Origin of the sequence: Verticiella sediminum (genome assembly GCF_007558815.1) — a bacterium.
Lineage (GTDB): Bacteria > Pseudomonadota > Gammaproteobacteria > Burkholderiales > Burkholderiaceae_B > Verticiella > Verticiella sediminum.
Genome location: NZ_VLTJ01000039.1, coordinates 673179 through 691995, shown reverse-complemented (window position 1 = coordinate 691995; position 18817 = coordinate 673179). Strand labels below are relative to the sequence as shown.

The following is an 18817-nucleotide window of genomic DNA, read 5'->3' as shown; positions in this document are numbered from 1 at the left end:
GCCCGGCCTCACTGCGCCTCGCGCAGCGCCGCGATCTCCGCTTCGTAGCGCGCCATCGCCTGGGCCCGCTCGAGCGCTTGCGGCAGATCCTCGCGGGCGGCGACGCGTTGGCCCTCGAGCTCGATCGCATAGCCATCGGGTAGGGCGCGCAGTTGCGCCGTGCCGTCCTGGATCGCGCGGATCGCTGCACCCGCCGCCTTGGGGTCGACAAAGCCGTCGGAAACGATGAGGGTTTCGCCATCGCCCGCCAGCAGGCGAAAGCGGAAGGTGCCGTCCTTCTCGCGAAAGCTCACGAAGCGCGCGAGCTTGCCGCCCGCCTTCTTCGCGGCCGCGGCCGGCACGCCGGCCACCGCGGCCTTGGCCGCACGCAGCCCCACCGCCTGGCGCACTTCGTCCATCAGCGGCTCGGCCAGCTTGCGCGCCTTTTCGGCGCCCAGTTGCAGGATTTCCTCGACCCGCACCGGCGCAGCCATCAGTTCCTCGTAGCGTGCGCGCATGGGGCCGACCACGGCTTCGATGCAGTCCACCACGGTCTTCTTGGCGTCGCCCCAGCTCATGCCGTCGGCCAGGGCCGCGCGAAAGGCCTGGTCCTGCTCCGGCGTCGCGAACGCCCGGAAGATCGGATAGAGGTGCGAGCTTTCCGCATCCTTGGGTTCGCCCGGCGCGCGCGAATCGGTCACGATGCGCGCGATGGCCTCGCGCAGCCCCTTGGCGCCGCCCTCGAACAAGGGCACGGTATTGTTGTAGCTCTTGGACATCTTGCGCCCGTCCAGGCCCGGCAGCACGGCGCCTTCTTCGTCCACCACCGCTTCGGGCAGCGTGAAGATCGCCCTGCCCTTGCCGTACATGTGGTTGAAGCGCTGCGCGATATCGCGCGCCATCTCCAGGTGCTGCACCTGGTCGCGGCCCACCGGCACCTTGTGCGCGTTGAAGATGAGGATGTCCGCTGCCATCAGCACGGGGTAGGAGAACAGCCCCATGGTGACGCCGTCGTCCGGCTCGACCCCGGCAGCGTTGTTCTGATCCACCGCCGCCTTGTAGGCATGGGCGCGGTTCATCAGCCCCTTGGCCGTGACGCAGTTGAGCACCCAGCACAGCTCGGCCACTTCGGGAATGTCCGACTGCCGGTAGAACGTGACCTGCTCCGGGTCCAGCCCCGCCGCCAGCCAGGTCGCGGCGATCTCCCGGCGCGAACGCTCGATGCGCTCCGGGTCTTCGCACTTGATGAGCGCGTGGTAGTCCGCCAGGAAGTAGAACGCATCCACGCCCGCCTGCCGGCTCGCCGCGATGGCCGGGCGCAGCGCGCCCACGTAGTTGCCCAGGTGCGGCGTGCCCGTGGTGGTAATGCCGGTGAGAACGCGAGTGGTCATACGATGAAAGGTGCGAAGACGGACGAAGACGGATAAAAGTTTACTGTAGTTGCTGCCTCGCAGCGGCGCGCGGGCGCAGCCGCCGATACGCCGCACGGCGTATCATCCCGCCTTGAGCGCATCACAGGATCACCCCCATGACACTCGAAGAACACTACGCCGCCATCCTCACCGAACTCGGCGAAGACGTGACCCGCGAAGGGCTCGCGCGCACCCCGCACCGCGCCGCCAAGGCCATGCAGTACCTCTGCAAGGGCTATCACGAGGACCTCGAGACCATCATCAACGGTGCGCTCTTCACCTCGTCCACCCGCGAGATGGTGCTGGTCAAGAACATCGAGCTGTACTCGTTGTGCGAGCACCACCTGCTGCCCTTCATCGGCAAGGCGCACGTCGCCTACCTGCCCAACGGCAAGGTCCTCGGCCTGTCCAAGGTGGCCCGCATCGTCGACATGTACGCGCGCCGCCTGCAGATCCAGGAGAACCTCTGCCGGGAGATCGCCGAAGCCGTGCAGCAGGTCACCGACGCCCTGGGCGTCGCCGTGGTCATCGAGGCCCAGCACATGTGCATGATGATGCGCGGCGTCGAGAAGCAGAACTCGGTGATGGTCAGCTCCATGATGCTCGGCGCCTTTCACGACAGCCCGGCGACACGCAGCGAGTTCCTCAGCCTCATCCGCTGAGGCCAGGGCGGCGGCCGGCATCACGCCGGCAATACGTCGATTCCCCGGTGGCCGGGCGCGGTGCCTTCGATCAGCATCACGTCGCCGCGCGCATGGGCCGTCCGCAATGCGAGTATCTCCTGGTACGGCGTCGATGCGTACCAGGCACGGGCGTGGTCCATGCCCGGGAAGGCGATCACGACGAGATCGTCCGGCCAGCCGCCCTCCAGGACCACCCTGGCGCCGCCATGGATCAGGAAGCGGCCGCCATAGGGCGCCAAGGTCGCATCGATGCGCTCCAGGTAGGTACGGATGCCGGGTCCGAACTGCACGGCGCGCAGGCGCGCAACAGCATAGGCTTGCATAGTCATCTCCGTTCAGTGTTGCAGGAACCTGGCCCCGAGTGTGGACCGGCGCGCATCCGCGGCCAATGACCTCCGAGGTAATTGCACGCATGCGGCATCGGGACGCATCCTGCAGTCGTCACTTCCGACACTGAAAGGAGATCCGACATGATCGACGCCACCCGAATCGCCGAACGCTACCTGGCCGCCTGGAACGAGACCGATGCAGCCAGGCGCGACGCCCTGCTCGCCGAGGGCTGGCTGGCCGACGCCACCTATGCCGACCCGATGGCAACCGTGCAGGGCCGGGCCCAGATCGCGGCCGTCATCGCGGCCGTGCAGGAACGCTTTCCCGGCTTTCGCTTCGCCCTGGCGGGCACGCCCGACGGCTATGCCGACAAGGTACGATTCTCCTGGTCGCTCGGCCCAGCCCAGGCGCCGGATACCATCCAGGGCACCGACTTCGCCGTCGTCGACGCCGAAGGCCGGCTGTGCAGCGTCACGGGCTTCCTGGACAAGGTGCCCACGGCGAGCTGAACCGGCGCGGGCGGCATGCGTGCATACCTGCATGCCGCCCGTGCATCGATTACGGCACGCTCCAGTTCCTGTAATGTGCGTCTGCGTTGCCCAAGCCGCGATGCACACCAGCCGGGCATGCCGTGCACGATGCAGACCCGTGAAGACAACCTGCGGGGCGCCCTGCCCCGCATTCTGACCGGCAGGTCCGACCGCCGGCATGGACCATGGATACGACCCTGGCAGCTTCCCCCGGCAAGGCGGGCGACTACCTGCGGCTGTGGCGCAAGCGGCGCCGCCTGAGCCAACTCGACCTCGCCCTCGCGGCCGAGGTCTCGCAGCGGCACCTCAGCTTCCTGGAAAGCGGCCGGGCGGCGCCCAGCCGGCAGATGCTGCTGCGCCTGGCCGAGCAGCTCGACGTTCCCCTGCAGGAGCGCAATGCCATGATGCTCGCCGCGGGCTATGCCCCGACCTATACCGAACATACGCTGGAGCATCCGTCGATGGCCCCGGCGCGGGACGCCATCGAACGCGTACTGAAGGGCCACGAGCCCTTTCCGGCGCTCGCCGTGGATCGGCACTGGCAGTTGCTCATGGCGAATGCCGCGCTGGGCGCGCTGCTCGACGGCGTGCGGGATCGCGGCCTGCTCGCGCCACCGGTCAACGTGCTGCGGCTCAGCCTGCATCCCGACGGGCTGGCCACCCGCATCGACAATCTGGCGGAATGGCGGGCTCACGTTCTGGAACGGCTGCGCCACCAGATCGCCAGCACGCAGGACCCTGCGCTGGCCGACCTGCTGCGCGAGCTCGCCGCCTACCCCGTGGGCGGCCAGCCCCCTTCGGCGCATGCCGTCGCGCCGGAAGGGGCCGGCGTCTTCGTGCCGCTGCGCCTGAAGACGCCGGGCGGCCTGCTGTCGTTCATCTCCACGACGACCGTCTTCGGCACGCCGCGCGACGTCCTGCTGGCCGGGATCGCCGTCGAGGCCTTCTTTCCTGCCGACGCCCGCACCCGCCAGGCGCTGGAACGGCTCGCGCCTGCCTGAACCCATTGGTAACAGACGCGTGGAAAAATCTGTTACGCTTTTCAAACGGAAAAGGAATTTACAAAAAATCAGAAAGGCAACCCAAGCCATGTAACTCGTTGCCTCCACGCTTCTGGAGACGAGCATGAAGAAGGCGGTTCCGGTTCTACTTGCAGCGGGCGCGGCCGCCTTCACCCTGGCCTCGTGCAGCAGCGACGGCAGCAGCGCAGCCCACGACCCCACGCCCGCAGGGCCGAACATCCTCTTCGTCATCATGGACGATGTCGGCATCGACCAGATGGCCTCTTTCGGCTACGGCGGCGCCAAGCCGCCGCACATGCCCAACATGGATGCCGTCGCCGCCGCCGGGGTCCGCTTTCGCAACACCTGGTCCATGCCGGAGTGCTCTCCGGGCCGCGCCGCATTCTTCGTCGGACGCTATCCCTTCCGCACCCACATCAACCAGGCGATCGGCCCCAGCGATCTCGCCACGTCCCACCTGTCGCCGTACGACACCACCACGCCCAAGCTGCTCAAGCAGGCCAACTACGAGAACGCCATGTTCGGCAAGTTCCACCTTGCCGGGCCCGAGAACAACGAGGCCGGCACCGCCACGCCCAGTGTGCTGGGCTGGGACTACTTCTACGGCTGGGTGGGCGGCCTGCCCGGCTCGATCGACACGAGCGCGGGCGGCGTGGCGCCGGGCGGCTCGCACATGTGCGGCTTCGTTCCCGGCAGACTGGCCAAGGGCGGCACCGACACGGGCGCCTGCTATCAACCGGACCATAGCTGCGCGCTCGTCACGCGCACCTCGCTGGCACAGGATTCGGCCGGCCTGCAGTGCCTGGATGCGGGCGGCATCCTGGTGCCCAACACCACCTGCGGCACGCCGCCGGCGTCGCTCGCCTTCGAGCGCGAGAACGGCTATTACGTCTCGCCGCTGGTCATCATCAAGAACGGTGAAGTCGAAGAGGTGCCGCTCACCGACACCCGGGCCAGAGGCTATCGCACGCGGATCGAAACCGACGCCGCCATCGACTGGATACGCTCGCGCTCGCCCGACAAGGCCTGGATGGCAACGGTCAGCTACAGTGCTGCGCACACGCCGTGGCAGCAGCCGCCGGGCAGCCTTCTGCATGATGCCGGCGGCGCCGCCTCCGATGCGTGGAACTGCACGGACACGACCCAGGGCCGGCTGATCCAGGACCACATGACGCAAGCCATGGATACCGAATTCGGCCGCCTGCTGGTCGAGACGGGCATCGCCAAGCGCAACCAGGACGGCAGCCTGAACTATGACCCCAAGGCCACCAATACCGTCATCGTGATCGTCGGCGACAACGGCTCGCTCGGCAACGCCGTCAAGCCTCCCTTCATCCCCTCGCAGGCGAAGGGCACGGCCTACCAGACCGGCGTCTGGGACCCTCTCATCATCGCCGGGCCGCAGGTGGTGCAGCCCGACCGTGAAGTCGAGCACATGGTCAACACCGTCGACCTGTTCCAGTTCTTCGGCGAGCTGGCCGGCATCGACGTCCACAAGGAAGTACCGCGCACCGTCGACTCGGTGGGCATCCTGCCCTACCTGAGCACGCCGGAGCAGCCCAGCCTGCGCACGATCAACTTCACCATGGGCGGCATCAACCAGCAAGCCAATGGCGGGCGCAACGGTCCGTGCGTCATCAACAACACGACGTGCACACAGATACCCACCAGCAAGAGCGTGTGCGAAGACAACCTGGGCGTCTGGTGGGGAGCCGACTACACCGACCCCTCGGTGGTCGACAACGGCGGCGCCGGCTACCCGATTTGCGCCGAGGTGAACCGGGCCTTGGTCAAGGCCGACCGGCCGATGCTCAGCATCCTGCCGGAAACCTCCATGGCCATCCGCAACGACCGCTACAAGCTGGTGCGCAACGTCAGCCAGGTGTATGTGCCGGCCACCGACACCATCGATACGCAGACCGAGGAAGAGCTGTTCGAAGTCAACCAGGCCGCCCCCGTGCCCTTGCTCGACACGCCCGACCGCAACCTCCTGCCGGCCACGACCACCGAAACCCAGACCACCTACAACGATCTGCTGGCGACGCTGGACAAACTCCTCGCCTCCAATCCCGATTGTCCGGGTGACGGCAACATGGACGGCGTCGTCAACGCTGCGGACCTCGAGAACTGGCAGCGCATTGCCCACGAGTGGGGGCAATCTAGCGTCTACGACTTCGTCATCAACGGCGTGCGCGACGGCCTGACCAACACCGCCGACGCCAGCGTCATCCAGAACAACCTGGGCAAGAGCTGTGAACGCACCTATGGCATCTATTGAAGCATCCCACCGCAAATGGTACGTGGCGGCGGCGGGCGCCGCGCTCGGCGTCGTGGCCGTGGCGGTAGGCCTGGCCTGGCATCAATCCGCTGCGAGAACACCGGCGCCGCCCGTCGTCATCGTCGGCGACGGCGTCGCCACGCCCAAGGACATGGCATGGATACCGTCCGGGGTCTTCCAGATGGGCAGCGACAGCCAGCTCGCCCAGCCCAACGAGCGTCCCGCGCACGCCGTCAAGGTGCAGGGCTTCTGGATGGACGTTGCCCATGTCACCAACGAACAGTTCGCCGAGTTCGTGCGGCAAACCGGCTATGTCACGACGGCCGAGCGCAAGCCCGACTGGGAGACGATCCGCGTCCAGCTTCCTCCCGGCATAGCCAGGCCGCCGGATGACGTCCTGGTGCCCGGCGCCATGGTCTTCGTCGGCACCAGCGGCCCGGTCGACCTGGCCGACTACTCGCAATGGTGGCAATACGTGCCGGGCGCCAGTTGGCGCCACCCGCAGGGCCCCGGCAGCTCGATCGAAGGCAAGGAGGATCATCCCGTCGTACAGGTCAGCTACGAAGATGCGCTCGCCTACGCGGCATGGGCGGGCAAGCGCCTGCCCTCCGAAGCCGAGTGGGAATACGCCGCGCGCGGCGGCCTGGAACAGGCCACCTACGTCTGGGGCGACGAGCTCATGCCCGACGGCAAGCCGCTGGCCAACTACTGGGACAGCCGGCAGCGGACATTCCCGGTGGTCAGCCCCGACGCCGGCGGCGCGGCGGGCACACTGCGCGCCAGGACCTTCCCGCCCAACGGCTACGGGCTGCACGACATGACGGGCAATGCCTGGCAATGGGTGGCCGACTGGTACGGCGCCGACTACTTCACCCAGCAGGCGCGCGCGGCCGGCCGCACGCCCATCGACAACCCGACGGGCCCCGCCGAGGCCTTCGACCCGTCGGAACCGGGCGTGCCGGTGCACGCGCCCAAGCGTGTCATACGCGGCGGCTCCTTTCTCTGCAACGAAAGCTATTGCCTGTCGTACCGGCCCAGCGCAAGGCGCGGCTCCGATCCCTACAGTCCCATGTCGCACGTAGGCTTTCGCCTGGCCAAGAACGCTCCCGCCCCGGTCGCCCGGCTCGAGGCCGGCGACGCGATGGCTCGATAGCGGCCGCGTTCCGAACGGCCCGGCCGCGTCGCGCCCGCGCTCAAAGCACCGCGGCTGCCCTGCGCTCCTCGTCCAGGTACTCCTGCGACTGCATCTCGACGATGCGCGACACCGTCCGGTGAAACTCGTTGGCGAGCGGCCCGGTGGTGTAGAGCTCCTCGGGCGCGCACTCGGCCGACATGATGAGATTGACCTTGTGGTCGTAGAGCACGTCGATCAGCCAGGTGAAGCGGCGGGCCTCCGATGCGTGGCGCGGCCCCATGCGCGGCACGCCTGACAGAATCACCGTGTGGAAGCGGCTCGCCAGCTCCAGGTAATCGTTCTGCGAACGCGGCCCGCCGCACAGGGTGGCGAAATCGAACCAGACCACGCCGCCCGCCAGCTTGTGCGCCTTCACCTCGCGGTTCTCGATGCGCAGCACGGGGGTTTGCGCCGCGGTATCGGCGATGCGCGCGAAGGCGTCGGCCAGCGCCTGTTCGGCTTGCGGCGTCAACGGGCAATGATAGAGCTGCACATGTTCGAGCGCGCGAGTCCGGTAGTCGACGCCCGCATCCACGTTGAGCACGTCCATACGCTCCTTGATGAGATCGATGGCGGGCAGGATGCGATCGCGGTGCAGACCGTCCGGATACAAGGTCGAGGGCTCGTAGTTCGAAGTCATCACGAACGAGGTGCCCTGGTCGAACAGGCCCCTCAGCAGCCGGTACAGGATCATCGCGTCCGCGATGTCCGAGACATGGAACTCGTCGAAACAGATCAGCCGATAGCGCTTGGCGATCCGGCGCGCCACCTCGTCCAGCGGATCGGCCATGCCCTTGACTTCGTCGAGCTGACGATGCACGCCCCGCATGAACTCGTGAAAATGCAGGCGCGTCTTGCGGCGCACCGGCACGGTGCTGTAGAAGGCGTCCATCAGGAAGCTCTTGCCGCGGCCCACGCCCCCCCACAGATAGACGCCGCGCGGCACCGCGGGGCGGCTCAGCAGACGCTTGAACGCGCTCGAGCGCTTCTTCTTGAAGCCGACCCAGTCATCGTAGAAGCGCTGCAGGCGCTGGACGGCCGCCTGCTGCGCCGGATCGGGCTGGTAGCCGCGCTCCTTCAATGCGTGCTCGTAGTATTCGACGACGTTCATGGGTAAAAGAAGAAAAGTGCCCCCACGCGGCGGCACTGCCCCCCCGAGGGGCGCGCGTCGGATCAGCCCGGCGGCAACGAAGTCACGCCCGTTGCGCGCCGGGGGGCGAGCACGGTAATGCAAGGCGCCGGCGGCGGGGCGGCAACACGCTCCCCTGCTGCCCGGCGTACCGGCACCGATCAGAAGTTCAGCGCGCGCTTGTCGACCGCCAGCGCAGCTTCCTTCACCGCTTCCGACAACGTCGGGTGGGCGTGGCAGATGCGGGCGATGTCTTCGGACGCGGCGCGGAACTCCATGGCCACCACGGCTTCGGCAATCATTTCCGACGCGTACGGGCCGATGATGTGCACGCCGAGCACTTCGTCGGTCTTGGCGTCGGCGATCACCTTGGCAAAGCCGGTGGTCTCGCCCAGCGCACGGGCACGGCCGTTGGCCATGAAGGGGAACGACCCGGCCTTGTACTCGCGGCCGGCGGCCTTCAACTGCTGTTCGGTCTGGCCGACCCACGCGATTTCCGGCCAGGTGTAGATGACCCAGGGAACGGTGTTGAAGTTGACGTGACCGTGCTGGCCGACGATGCGCTCGGCCACGGCAACGCCTTCTTCCTCGGCCTTGTGCGCCAGCATGGGGCCACGCACCACGTCGCCGACCGCCCAGACGTTGGACAGGTTGGTGCGGCACTCGTCGTCCACGGCCACGAAGCCGCGCTCGTCCAGCTTGAGCCCGACGGCTTCGGCGTTCAGGCCGTTGGTGTTCGGCACGCGGCCGATCGAGACGATCAGCTTGTCCACGGCGAGGCTCTGCTCGGCACCGGCTGCGTCGGTGTAGGCGACCTTGACACCCTTGGCGCTGGTGTCGATCTTGCCGACCTTCACGCCCACCTGGATGTTCAGGCCCTGCTTGGCGAAGGCCTTGGCGGCTTCCTTGGCGACCTGCTCGTCGGCAGCGGCCAGGAACTGCGGCATGGCTTCGAGCACGGTGACCTCGGCGCCCAGACGGCGCCACACGCTGCCCAGCTCGAGGCCGATCACGCCGGCGCCGATGATGCCGAGCTTCTTGGGCACGGACGGAATCGACAGCGCGCCGTCGTTGGAAAGCACGACCTTCTCGTCGAACGGCAGCTCGGGCAGCGCACGCGCCGACGAACCGGTGGCGACGATCACGTTGCGCGCGACCAGTTCCTCGTTGTCCTTGCCGGCAACCTTGATGCCCCAGCCGCCTTCGACCTGGCCGGAGAACGAACCGACGCCGTGATAGAAGGTGACCTTGTTCTTCTTGAAGAGATAGAGAATGCCGTCGTTGTTCTGCTTGACGACGGTTTCCTTGCGGGCAAGGAACTTCTCGATGTCCAGCGACAGGCCCTTCACGCCGATGCCGTGTTCGCCGAAATGCTTCTCGGCCTGCTCGTAGTACTCGGACGATTGCAGCAATGCCTTGGAAGGAATGCAGCCGACGTTGGTGCAGGTGCCGCCGGGAGCCGCGCCGCCCTTGGCGTTGCTCCAGGCGTCGATGCACGCCACCGACTGGCCGAGCTGAGCAGCACGAATGGCGGCGATATAGCCGCCGGGGCCTGCGCCGATCACGACGACGTCAAATTGTTTGGCCATGGAGAGTTCTCACGAGATGGCGGTGGCGGGGCGACTTGCGCCCGCGCCGCCGATGCCCGGCGCCGTCGCGGCGCCATGGGCAGGGAGACAGGGCCGGCGAGCGCGCCGACCCGTGCGATGCGAAGGCTCGGACGCGCCCGATCAGACTTCCAGCAGCAGGCGCTGCGGATCTTCCAGGGCTTCCTTCATGGCGACCAGCGCCAGCACGGCCTCGCGACCGTCGATGATGCGGTGATCGTAGGACATGGCCAGGTAGTTCATCGGACGGATCACGATCTGGCCGTTCTCGACGACCGCGCGCTCCTTGGTCGCGTGCACACCGAGGATGGCCGACTGCGGCGGGTTGATGATCGGCGTCGAGAGCATCGAGCCGAACACGCCGCCGTTGGAGATGGAGAACGTGCCGCCGGTGAGCTCTTCGAGCGTGAGCTTGCCGTCGCGGGCGCGGACGCCGAACTCGGCGATCTTCTTCTCGATGTCGGCGATGGAGAGCTGGTCGGCATCGCGCAGCACGGGCACGACCAGGCCGCGCGGGCTGCCCACGGCGATACCGATGTCGAAGTAGCCGTGGTAGATGATGTCCTTGCCATCGACCGAGGCGTTGACGATCGGGTACTTCTTGAGCGCGGCCACGGCCGCCTTGACGAAGAACGACATGAAGCCCAGCTTCACGCCGTGTTCCTTCTCGAAGCGATCCTTGTACTGGTTGCGCAGGTCGATCACCGCCTTCATGTTGACTTCGTTGAAGGTGGTGAGGATGGCGTTCTGCTGCTGCGATTGCAGCAGGCGCTCGGCGACGCGCGCGCGCAGGCGGCTCATGGGCACGCGCTGCTCGGGACGGCCGTCCAGGCCGACCGGCACGGCCGAAGGCGCGGCGGCGGCCGCAGGCTTGGCGCCGGCGGAAGCGTTGACGGCGTCATCCTTGGTGATGCGCCCGCCACGGCCCGTGCCGGCCACGGAGTCGGGCTCGACGCCCTTCTCGGACAGGATCTTGCCCGCGGCCGGCGAGGCGATGCCCGCGGCGGGAGCCGAGGCGCTGGACGCCGGTGCGGCAGCGGCCGGCGCAGCCGGGGCCTGTTGGGCGGCAGGAGCGGCGGCTGCCGCGGCAGGCGCCGCGGCGCTGGCCTTGGCCTCGGTGTCGATGCGGGCGATCACTTCGTCCGAAGTCACGGTGCTGCCATCGCTCTTGACGATCTCGGCGAGCACGCCGCTGGCGGGCGCAGGCACTTCGAGCACAACCTTGTCGGTCTCGATCTCGATGAGGATTTCATCGGCCGAGACGGCTTCACCGGGCTTCTTTTTCCAGTTCAGCAGCGTGGCTTCCGATACGGACTCGGACAGTTGCGGGACGACGACATCTTGCATGGCCATTATGGGGTTCCTTGAAATTCTGGCGAAAGGCGATGAGGAATAAGGGGAAAGCTTGCGGCAAGGCGCGGCCGCCCGTGCGGCCGCGCTGCGATCGGGATCAGCGGGTTAGCGCGACTCCTTTGAACTTGCCGAAAGCCGTTTCGATCAACGCCTTTTGCTGCTCCTGGTGCTTGGCCAGGTAACCCACTGCCGGCGATGCCGAGGGCGGACGGCCGGCATAGCCCAGCTTCTGGCCGGCGGTCATGTTCTCGAACAGGTGGTGCTGGACGTAGAACCAGGGGCCCTGGTTCTGCGGCTCGTCCTGCACCCAGATCAGTTCGGTCGCATTCGGATAGCGCTTGAGCTCTTCGGCCAGCGCCTTGTGCGAGAACGGATAGAGTTGCTCGACGCGCAGGATCGCAACGTCGTTGGCTTCACGGTCGGTGCGCGCGTGCATGAGGTCGTAGTAGACCTTGCCCGAGCACAGCAGCACGCGCTTGACCTTGGCGTCGACGATGCCGGCGTTGGTTTCGCCGATGATCGTCTTGAACTGCCCTTCGGCCAGTTCCGACAGGGGCGAACCCGCGTCCTTGTTGCGCAGCAGCGACTTGGGCGTGAAGATCACCAGCGGCTTGCGGAACGGCCGGATCATCTGGCGGCGCAGCAGGTGGAAGACCTGCGCGGCGGTGGTCGGCTGCACCACTTGCATGTTGTTGTCGGCGCACATCTGCAGGAAGCGCTCGATGCGGCCCGACGAGTGTTCGGGGCCCTGCCCTTCGTAGCCGTGCGGCAGCATGAGCGTCAGGCCGGACTGGCGGCCCCACTTGGCTTCGCCCGAGCTGATGAACTGGTCGATCACGACCTGGGCGCCGTTGACGAAGTCGCCGAACTGCGCTTCCCAGATCACCAGCGTGTTGGGCTCGGCGGTCGAATAGCCGTACTCGAAGCCCAGCACGGCCTCTTCGGACAGCACCGAATCGATCACCGCGAACGCGGCCTGGTTTTCGGCCACGTTCTGCAGCGGAATGTAGAAACCGTCATTCCACTTCTCGCGCTTTTGATCGTGCAGCACGGCATGGCGGTGGGTGAACGTGCCGCGGCCGGCGTCCTGGCCGGTGATGCGCACCGGATAGCCCGAGGCCACCAGCGAGGCGTAGGCCAGGTGCTCGCCCATGCCCCAGTCGAGGTTCTGCTCGCCCAGCGCCATGTTGCGACGGTCGTTGATGACCTTCTGCACGATCGGGTGGACGTTGAAGCCCTCGGGCACGGTGGTGATGCGCTCGCCCAGGCGCTTGAGCTCGGCCAGCGGCACGGCGGTATCGGCCGCGTCGGTCCACTTGCGGTTCAGGAACGGCGTCCAGTCGACCGCGAACTTGCCCTTGTAGTCGGTGAGCACGGGCTCGATCGTGCGCTTGCCGTCGTCCATCAGGCGACGGTACTCCTTCACGAGCTCGTCGGTCTCTTCCTCGGTCATCACGCCCTGGGCGACGAGCTTTTCGGCGTAGCGCTTGCGGGTGCCGGGATGCTGGCCGATGCGCTTGTACATCAGCGGCTGGGTGATGGCCGGGGTGTCCTGCTCGTTGTGGCCCAGCTTGCGGAAGCAGACGATGTCGATGACCACGTCATGCTTGAACTCGCGGCGGAAATCCATGGCGAGCTGGGTGACGAACACCACCGCCTCGGGGTCGTCGCCGTTGACGTGGAAGATCGGCGCTTCGATCATCTTGGCCACGTCGGTGCAATACAGCGTGGAACGCGTATCGCGCGGATCGGACGTGGTGAAGCCGATCTGGTTGTTGATGACGATGTGCAGCGTGCCGCCCGTACCGTAGCCGCGCGTTTGCGCGAGGTTGAGCGTTTCCATGACCACGCCCTGGCCGGCGAAGGCCGCATCGCCGTGCACCAGCACGGGGAGCACTTCGCTGCCGTCGGCGTCGCCGCGGCGCTCCTGGCGGGCGCGGGCGCTGCCCTCGACCACCGGGTTGACGATTTCCAGGTGCGAGGGGTTGAAGGCCAGCGACAGGTGGACCGGGCCTCCCGGGGTCGAGACGTCGCTCGAGAAGCCCTTGTGGTACTTCACGTCGCCGTCACTCAACTGGTCGTTGTACTTGCCTTCGAACTCGGCGAACAGATCCGCCGGCATCTTGCCGAGGATGTTCACGAGCATGTTCAGGCGGCCGCGGTGGGCCATGCCGATGACGATTTCCTGGACTTCGTTCGAGCCGGACTGCACGACGACCTGGTCCATCGAGGCGATGAAGCTCTCGCCGCCTTCGAGCGAGAAGCGCTTCTGGCCGACGTACTTGGTGTGCAGGAAGCGCTCGAGGCCCTCGGCCTCGGTGAGCTGCTGCAGGATGCGCTTCTTCTGGTCGGCGCTGAACGACGGCGCGCCGTTGACGCTTTCCAGGCGCTGCTGGATCCAACGCTTGACCGTCGGATTCGAGATGTGCATGAATTCCGCGCCGATCGTACGGCAGTACGTGTCGCGCAGGGCCTTCACGATGTCGCGCAGCGTCATGTGCTCGGCGGTCGTGAAGTAGGTGTTGGTGGCCGAATAGACCTTGTCCATGTCGGCTTCGGTCAAGCCGTAGAACTCGGGCTCGAGCTCGGGGATGCGCGGACGCTCCTGGCGCTGCAGCGGATCGAGATCGGCCCAGCGCGAACCGAGCGAGCGGTAGGCGGCGATGATGGACTGGACGTGGACTTGCTTGCCGGCGACGCTCAGGTCGGCCTCTTGCGTGCGCGGCGCGAAGCCGTTTTCACGGGCACGTTGGGCAAAGGAGAGAACGATGGGGGCGTGGGCCTGGTCGCGGGTGCTTTCCTGGCCGTCGGCTGCAGGAACGAGCTGCAGTTGATCGAAGTAGGCGCGCCACTTCTCGGGCACCGAACCGGGATGGTCCAGGTAGGATTCGTAGAGTTCTTCGACGTACGGGGCGTTGCCCGCAAAAAGATAGGAACTCGACTGACGTTCGGATTCGGTAGACATGTTGTTTACGCTTCACCTTTCGGGTGCTTCACCCGTGCGATGCAGGAAAAACCTTCCGCGTTACGGCCAGACCGGATGGCGGATAGCAAGTTAGAGCAGAAGGGCTGGACGGGGGCCTACCCCGTAATGCAACTCGTCGATCACAGCCAAGGCCAGATGCTGTGCTTGCAAGAATAACACCCGCAAGGCGTTGTGAAAAAGCCGCCCGGCGCTGCGGGCGGCTTTTTCAACGTGGGTACAACGGATCAGCGCTGGTCGAGGGCTACGACGTCGCGCTTGGCATGGCCCGTGTACAACTGGCGCGGGCGGCCGATCTTGAACTCGGGATCGGACAGCATCTCGTTCCACTGGGCGATCCAGCCGACCGTGCGGGCCAGCGCGAAGATCGCTGTGAAGAGCGAGGTCGGGATGCCGATGGCGCGCTGCACAATGCCGGAGTAGAAGTCGACGTTCGGGTAAAGCTTGCGCTGCACGAAGTAGTCGTCTTCGAGGGCGATGCGCTCGAGCTCCATGGAGAGCTTGAAGAGCGGATCGTTCTCGAGGCCGAGCGCCTGCAGCACTTCCTTGCAGGTCTCCTGCATGAGCTTGGCGCGCGGGTCGTAGTTCTTGTAGACCCGGTGGCCGAAGCCCATGAGCTTGACGCCGGAGGACTTGTCCTTGACCTTCTCCATGAACTCGCCGACCTTGGCGACGCCGCCGTTGGCCTGGATCTCTTCGAGCATGTTCAGGCACGCTTCGTTGGCGCCGCCGTGGGCCGGGCCCCACAGGCACGCCACGCCGGCCGCGATCGCCGCGAACGGGTTGGTGCCCGACGAACCGCACAGGCGCACGGTCGAGGTGGAGGCGTTCTGCTCGTGGTCGGCATGCAAGATGAAGATGCGATCGAGCGCGCGCTCGACGACGTCGTTCACCTTGTACTCTTCGCACGGGTTGGCGAACATCATGCGCAGGAAGTTGCCCGTATAGGACAGGTCGTTCTGCGGGTACATGAACGGCTGGCCCTGCGAGAACTTGTAGGCCATCGCGACCAGCGTCGGCATCTTGGCGACCAGACGGATCGCCGAGATGTGGCGATGCATCGGATTGTTGATGTCGGTCGAATCGTGATAGAAGGCCGACATGCCGCCCACCAGGCCCGTCAGCACGGCCATCGGGTGCGCGTCACGGCGAAAGCCGCGCAGGAAGAAATGCATCTGCTCGTTGACCATCGTGTGGTGTGTCACCTGATGGTCGAAGTCTTTCTTCTGCTCGGCGTCGGGCAGCTCGCCGTTGAGGATGAGGTAGGACGTCTCCAGGAAGTCGCAGTTCTGCGCGAGCTGCTCGATGGGATAGCCGCGATACAGCAGCTCGCCCTTGTCGCCGTCGATGTAGGTAATGGCCGAAGCGCACGAGGCCGTCGACAGGAATCCGGGATCGTAGGTGAACTTGCCCGTCTGGCCATATAGCTTGCGGATGTCCAGGACATCCGGGCCAACGGAACCTTCGTACACCGGAAATTCGATGGCTTCGCTTCCATCGGAGAAAGACAGCGTGGCTTTCTTATCGGACAATTTCATCTCGTGTTCCTCAGAGATTGGTTAGGCCGCGCGCAGGCGTTCGAGCACACTGCGCATGGCTGGTGTATCCAACTCCGGCGATGGTTCCTTGCGGCCTAGTAGCAGGTCGAGCAAGTCGTTGTCGGACAAGGCCAGCAGAGCCGTCAGTGCGACAACGTCCTCGTCGTTGAGCCGGGTTTCGTAGATATCCAGAAATCGGGTGATGATGAGGTCGTTCTCGAGCATGCCGCGGCGTGCCCGCCAGCGCAGGCGGGTGCGATCGTGTTCGCTCAACGTACCGGGATTCATCACACCGTCCGCCGGACCAGCATTTCCTTGATCTTGCCGATCGCGAGCGCCGGGTTCAGACCCTTCGGACAGACGTCGACGCAGTTCATGATCGTGTGGCAGCGGAACAGGCGATACGGGTCGTCGAGGTTGTCCAGGCGGCTCGCCGTGGCTTCGTCGCGGCTGTCGGCGAGGAAGCGATAGGCTTGCAGCAGACCGGCCGGACCGACGTACTTGTCCGGATTCCACCAGAACGACGGGCACGACGTCGAGCAGCACGCGCACAGGATGCACTCGTACAGGCCGTCGAGCTCTTCGCGGGCCTCGGGCGACTGCAGGCGCTCTTTCTCGGGCGGCGGCGTGTCGTTGATGAGGAACGGGCGGATCGAGTGGTACTGGTTGAAGAAGTGCGTCATGTCCACGATCAGGTCGCGGATGACCGGCAGGCCCGGCAGCGGGCGCAGCACGATGGGCTCCTTCAGGTCGAGCAGGTTGGTCGTGCAGGCCAGGCCATTCTTGCCATTGATGTTCATGGCGTCCGAGCCGCACACGCCTTCGCGGCACGAACGGCGGATGGCCAGGCTGTCGTCCACCGTGTTCTTGATGCGCACGATGGCATCGAGCAACATCTTGTCGGTGGGCTCGAGCTCGACTTCGAGCTTCTGCATGTAGGGCCGCTCGTCCTTGTCCGGGTCGTAGCGGTAGATCTCGAACTTCACGGTACGTTTGGTGCTCATTCCGGCATCCTGCTTAGAAAGTGCGCGCCTTGGGCGGAACCGAGTCGACGGTCAGCGGCGTCATCTGGACGGGCTTGTACTCAAGGCGGCCGTCCGCGGAGAACCACAGCGTGTGCTTGAGCCAGTTCTCGTCGTCGCGGTTGGGATTGTCGTCCAGCGCGTGGGCGCCGCGGCTTTCCGTGCGGTTGGCAGCCGACTTGATGGTGGCACGCGCCACTTCGGTCATGTTGGCCACTTCGAGGGCTTCGATACGCGCGGTGTTGAACACCTTCGACTTGTCCTTGAAGTAGATCTGCTTGGCCTGCTCGGCGAGTTCGTCGATCTGGCCCACGCCTTCGTTCAGCAGCTTGAGCGTGCGGAACACGCCGCAGTGCGCCTGCATCGAGGCGCGAATGGCGTTGGCGACGTCCTGGGTCTTCTCGCCCGAAGTGCGCGACTCCAGTGCGTTGACGCGATTGAGCGAAAACTCGACGGCCTCCTTGGGCACCGGCTGGTGTTCGCGCTGGCGCTCGGGGTGCGACGCCACGATGTGGTTGCCGGTGGCGCGGCCGAACACGATCAGGTCGAGCAGCGAGTTGGTGCCCAGGCGGTTGGCGCCGTGCACCGACACCGCGGCGCACTCGCCGATGGCGTACAGGCCGTTGACGATCTTGTTCTCGCCGTTTTCGTAGGTGAGGACCTGGCCGTGGTAGTTGGCCGGGATGCCGCCCATCTGGTAGTGGATGGTCGGCACGACCGGAATCGGTTCCTTGATCGGGTCGACGTTGCCGAACTTGATGGCGATCTCGCGGATCGAGGGCAGGCGCTTGTTGATGACGTCGGCGCCCAGGTGATCGAGCTTGAGCACGACGTAGCTGCCGTCCGGCCCGCAGCCGCGGCCTTCCTTGATCTCCTGGTCCATCGAGCGCGAGACGAAGTCTCGCGGGGCCAGATCCTTCAGGGTGGGCGCATAGCGCTCCATGAAGCGTTCGCCATCCTTGTTCAGCAGGATGCCGCCCTCGCCGCGCACACCCTCGGTGATGAGCACGCCGGCGCCGGCCACGCCGGTCGGATGGAACTGCCAGAACTCCATGTCCTGCAGCGGGATGCCGGCACGCGCGGCCATGCCCAGGCCGTCGCCCGTGTTGATGAACGCGTTGGTGGAGGCGGCCCAGATGCGGCCGGCGCCGCCGGTGGCGAGCACCGTGGTCTTGGCTTCCAGGATGTAGATGTCGCCCGTTTCCATTTCGAGCGCGGTCACGCCGACCACGTCGCCCGCGTCATTGCGCAGCAGGTCGAGAGCCATCCACTCCACGAAGAACTGGGTGCGCGCGGCGACGTTGCGCTGGTAGAGCGTGTGCAGCAGCGCGTGGCCGGTACGGTCGGCCGCGGCACAGGCGCGCTGCACGGGCTTCTCGCCGAAGTTGGCGGTGTGGCCGCCGAAGGGGCGCTGGTAGATGGTGCCGTCGGCGTTGCGGTCGAACGGCATGCCGAAGTGCTCCATCTCGTACACGGCGCTCGGCGCTTCGCGGCACATGAACTCGATGGCGTCCTGGTCGCCCAGCCAGTCCGACCCCTTGACGGTGTCGTACATGTGCCAGTACCAGTGGTCTTCGCTCATGTTGCCCAGCGACGCGCTCACGCCGCCCTGCGCCGCCACGGTGTGCGAACGCGTGGGAAACACTTTGGAGAGCACGGCAACGGAAAGACCGGCCTGGGCCAGTTGCAGCGAACAGCGCATACCGGCACCGCCGGCGCCAACGACGACGACATCGAACTGCCGACGCGGCAAGGAAGTATTGACAGCGACCACGGC

The 18817-nt window shown here is 66.2% G+C and carries 15 protein-coding genes; 5 read left to right on the top strand and 10 right to left on the bottom strand.

From position 1 onward, the window contains the following. Positions 1-8: 8 nt before the first annotated feature. Positions 9-1370: a tryptophan--tRNA ligase gene (locus FOZ76_RS22710; protein WP_143950536.1), complete on the bottom strand. Its 1362-nt coding sequence runs from the start codon at positions 1368-1370 to the stop codon at positions 9-11. 137 nt (positions 1371-1507) lie between these two features. On the opposite strand from FOZ76_RS22710, the gene folE reads away from it, so the two are divergent. Then, positions 1508-2053, top strand: coding sequence for a GTP cyclohydrolase I FolE (gene folE, locus FOZ76_RS22705; RefSeq protein WP_143950535.1), 546 nt, complete (start codon positions 1508-1510; stop codon positions 2051-2053). A 20-nt stretch (positions 2054-2073) separates the two neighbouring features. Here the strand turns inward: folE and FOZ76_RS22700 are convergent, their stop codons facing one another. Then, on the bottom strand, positions 2074-2397 hold the full coding sequence (locus FOZ76_RS22700) for a DUF1330 domain-containing protein (protein WP_143950534.1): 324 nt from the start codon (positions 2395-2397) through the stop codon (positions 2074-2076). A gap of 147 nt (positions 2398-2544) precedes the next feature. Here FOZ76_RS22700 and FOZ76_RS22695 point away from each other — a divergent pair, with 147 nt between their 5' ends. The 4 genes from FOZ76_RS22695 (at position 2545) to FOZ76_RS22680 (ending at position 7387) form a co-directional block, all read left to right on the top strand. Further along, entirely contained in the window at positions 2545-2913 is a 369-nt protein-coding gene (locus tag FOZ76_RS22695; RefSeq protein WP_143950533.1) for a nuclear transport factor 2 family protein, read from the top strand. Between the two features lie 206 nt (positions 2914-3119). Further along, positions 3120-3935: an MmyB family transcriptional regulator gene (locus FOZ76_RS22690; RefSeq protein ID WP_143950532.1), complete on the top strand. Its 816-nt coding sequence runs from the start codon at positions 3120-3122 to the stop codon at positions 3933-3935. A gap of 124 nt (positions 3936-4059) precedes the next feature. Then, entirely contained in the window at positions 4060-6234 is a 2175-nt protein-coding gene (locus FOZ76_RS22685; RefSeq protein ID WP_143950531.1) for a sulfatase-like hydrolase/transferase, read from the top strand. After that, positions 6221-7387, top strand: coding sequence for a formylglycine-generating enzyme family protein (locus FOZ76_RS22680; RefSeq protein WP_143950530.1), 1167 nt, complete (start codon positions 6221-6223; stop codon positions 7385-7387). The genes FOZ76_RS22685 and FOZ76_RS22680 overlap by 14 nt, the downstream gene beginning before the upstream one ends. A gap of 40 nt (positions 7388-7427) precedes the next feature. Here the strand turns inward: FOZ76_RS22680 and zapE are convergent, their stop codons facing one another. The 8 genes from zapE to sdhA form a co-directional block, all read right to left on the bottom strand. Further along, entirely contained in the window at positions 7428-8519 is a 1092-nt protein-coding gene (gene zapE, locus FOZ76_RS22675; protein ID WP_143950529.1) for a cell division protein ZapE, read from the bottom strand. 179 nt (positions 8520-8698) lie between these two features. Then, the gene (gene lpdA / locus FOZ76_RS22670; RefSeq protein WP_143950528.1) at positions 8699-10126 is read right to left on the bottom strand and encodes a dihydrolipoyl dehydrogenase; all 1428 of its coding nucleotides are present in this window, start codon (positions 10124-10126) and stop codon (positions 8699-8701) included. A gap of 141 nt (positions 10127-10267) precedes the next feature. Next, positions 10268-11497 carry a 2-oxoglutarate dehydrogenase complex dihydrolipoyllysine-residue succinyltransferase gene (odhB, locus tag FOZ76_RS22665; protein WP_143950527.1) on the bottom strand — a complete coding sequence of 410 codons (1230 nt, stop codon included), beginning with the start codon at positions 11495-11497 and terminating at the stop codon, positions 10268-10270. A gap of 97 nt (positions 11498-11594) precedes the next feature. Next, on the bottom strand, positions 11595-14462 hold the full coding sequence (locus FOZ76_RS22660) for a 2-oxoglutarate dehydrogenase E1 component (RefSeq protein WP_143950526.1): 2868 nt from the start codon (positions 14460-14462) through the stop codon (positions 11595-11597). A gap of 245 nt (positions 14463-14707) precedes the next feature. Continuing rightward, on the bottom strand, positions 14708-16018 hold the full coding sequence (locus tag FOZ76_RS22655) for a citrate synthase (protein WP_143950525.1): 1311 nt from the start codon (positions 16016-16018) through the stop codon (positions 14708-14710). 21 nt (positions 16019-16039) lie between these two features. Continuing rightward, on the bottom strand, positions 16040-16306 hold the full coding sequence (locus FOZ76_RS22650; RefSeq protein ID WP_143950524.1) for a succinate dehydrogenase assembly factor 2: 267 nt from the start codon (positions 16304-16306) through the stop codon (positions 16040-16042). Then, a complete protein-coding gene (locus tag FOZ76_RS22645; protein ID WP_143950523.1) occupies positions 16306-17022 on the bottom strand; it encodes a succinate dehydrogenase iron-sulfur subunit in 717 nt (238 codons plus the stop codon). Before FOZ76_RS22645 ends, FOZ76_RS22650 begins: the two co-directional genes overlap by 1 nt. A gap of 13 nt (positions 17023-17035) precedes the next feature. Continuing rightward, a complete protein-coding gene (gene sdhA, locus FOZ76_RS22640; RefSeq protein WP_143950522.1) occupies positions 17036-18814 on the bottom strand; it encodes a succinate dehydrogenase flavoprotein subunit in 1779 nt (592 codons plus the stop codon). Between the last annotated feature and the right edge of the window lie 3 nt (positions 18815-18817).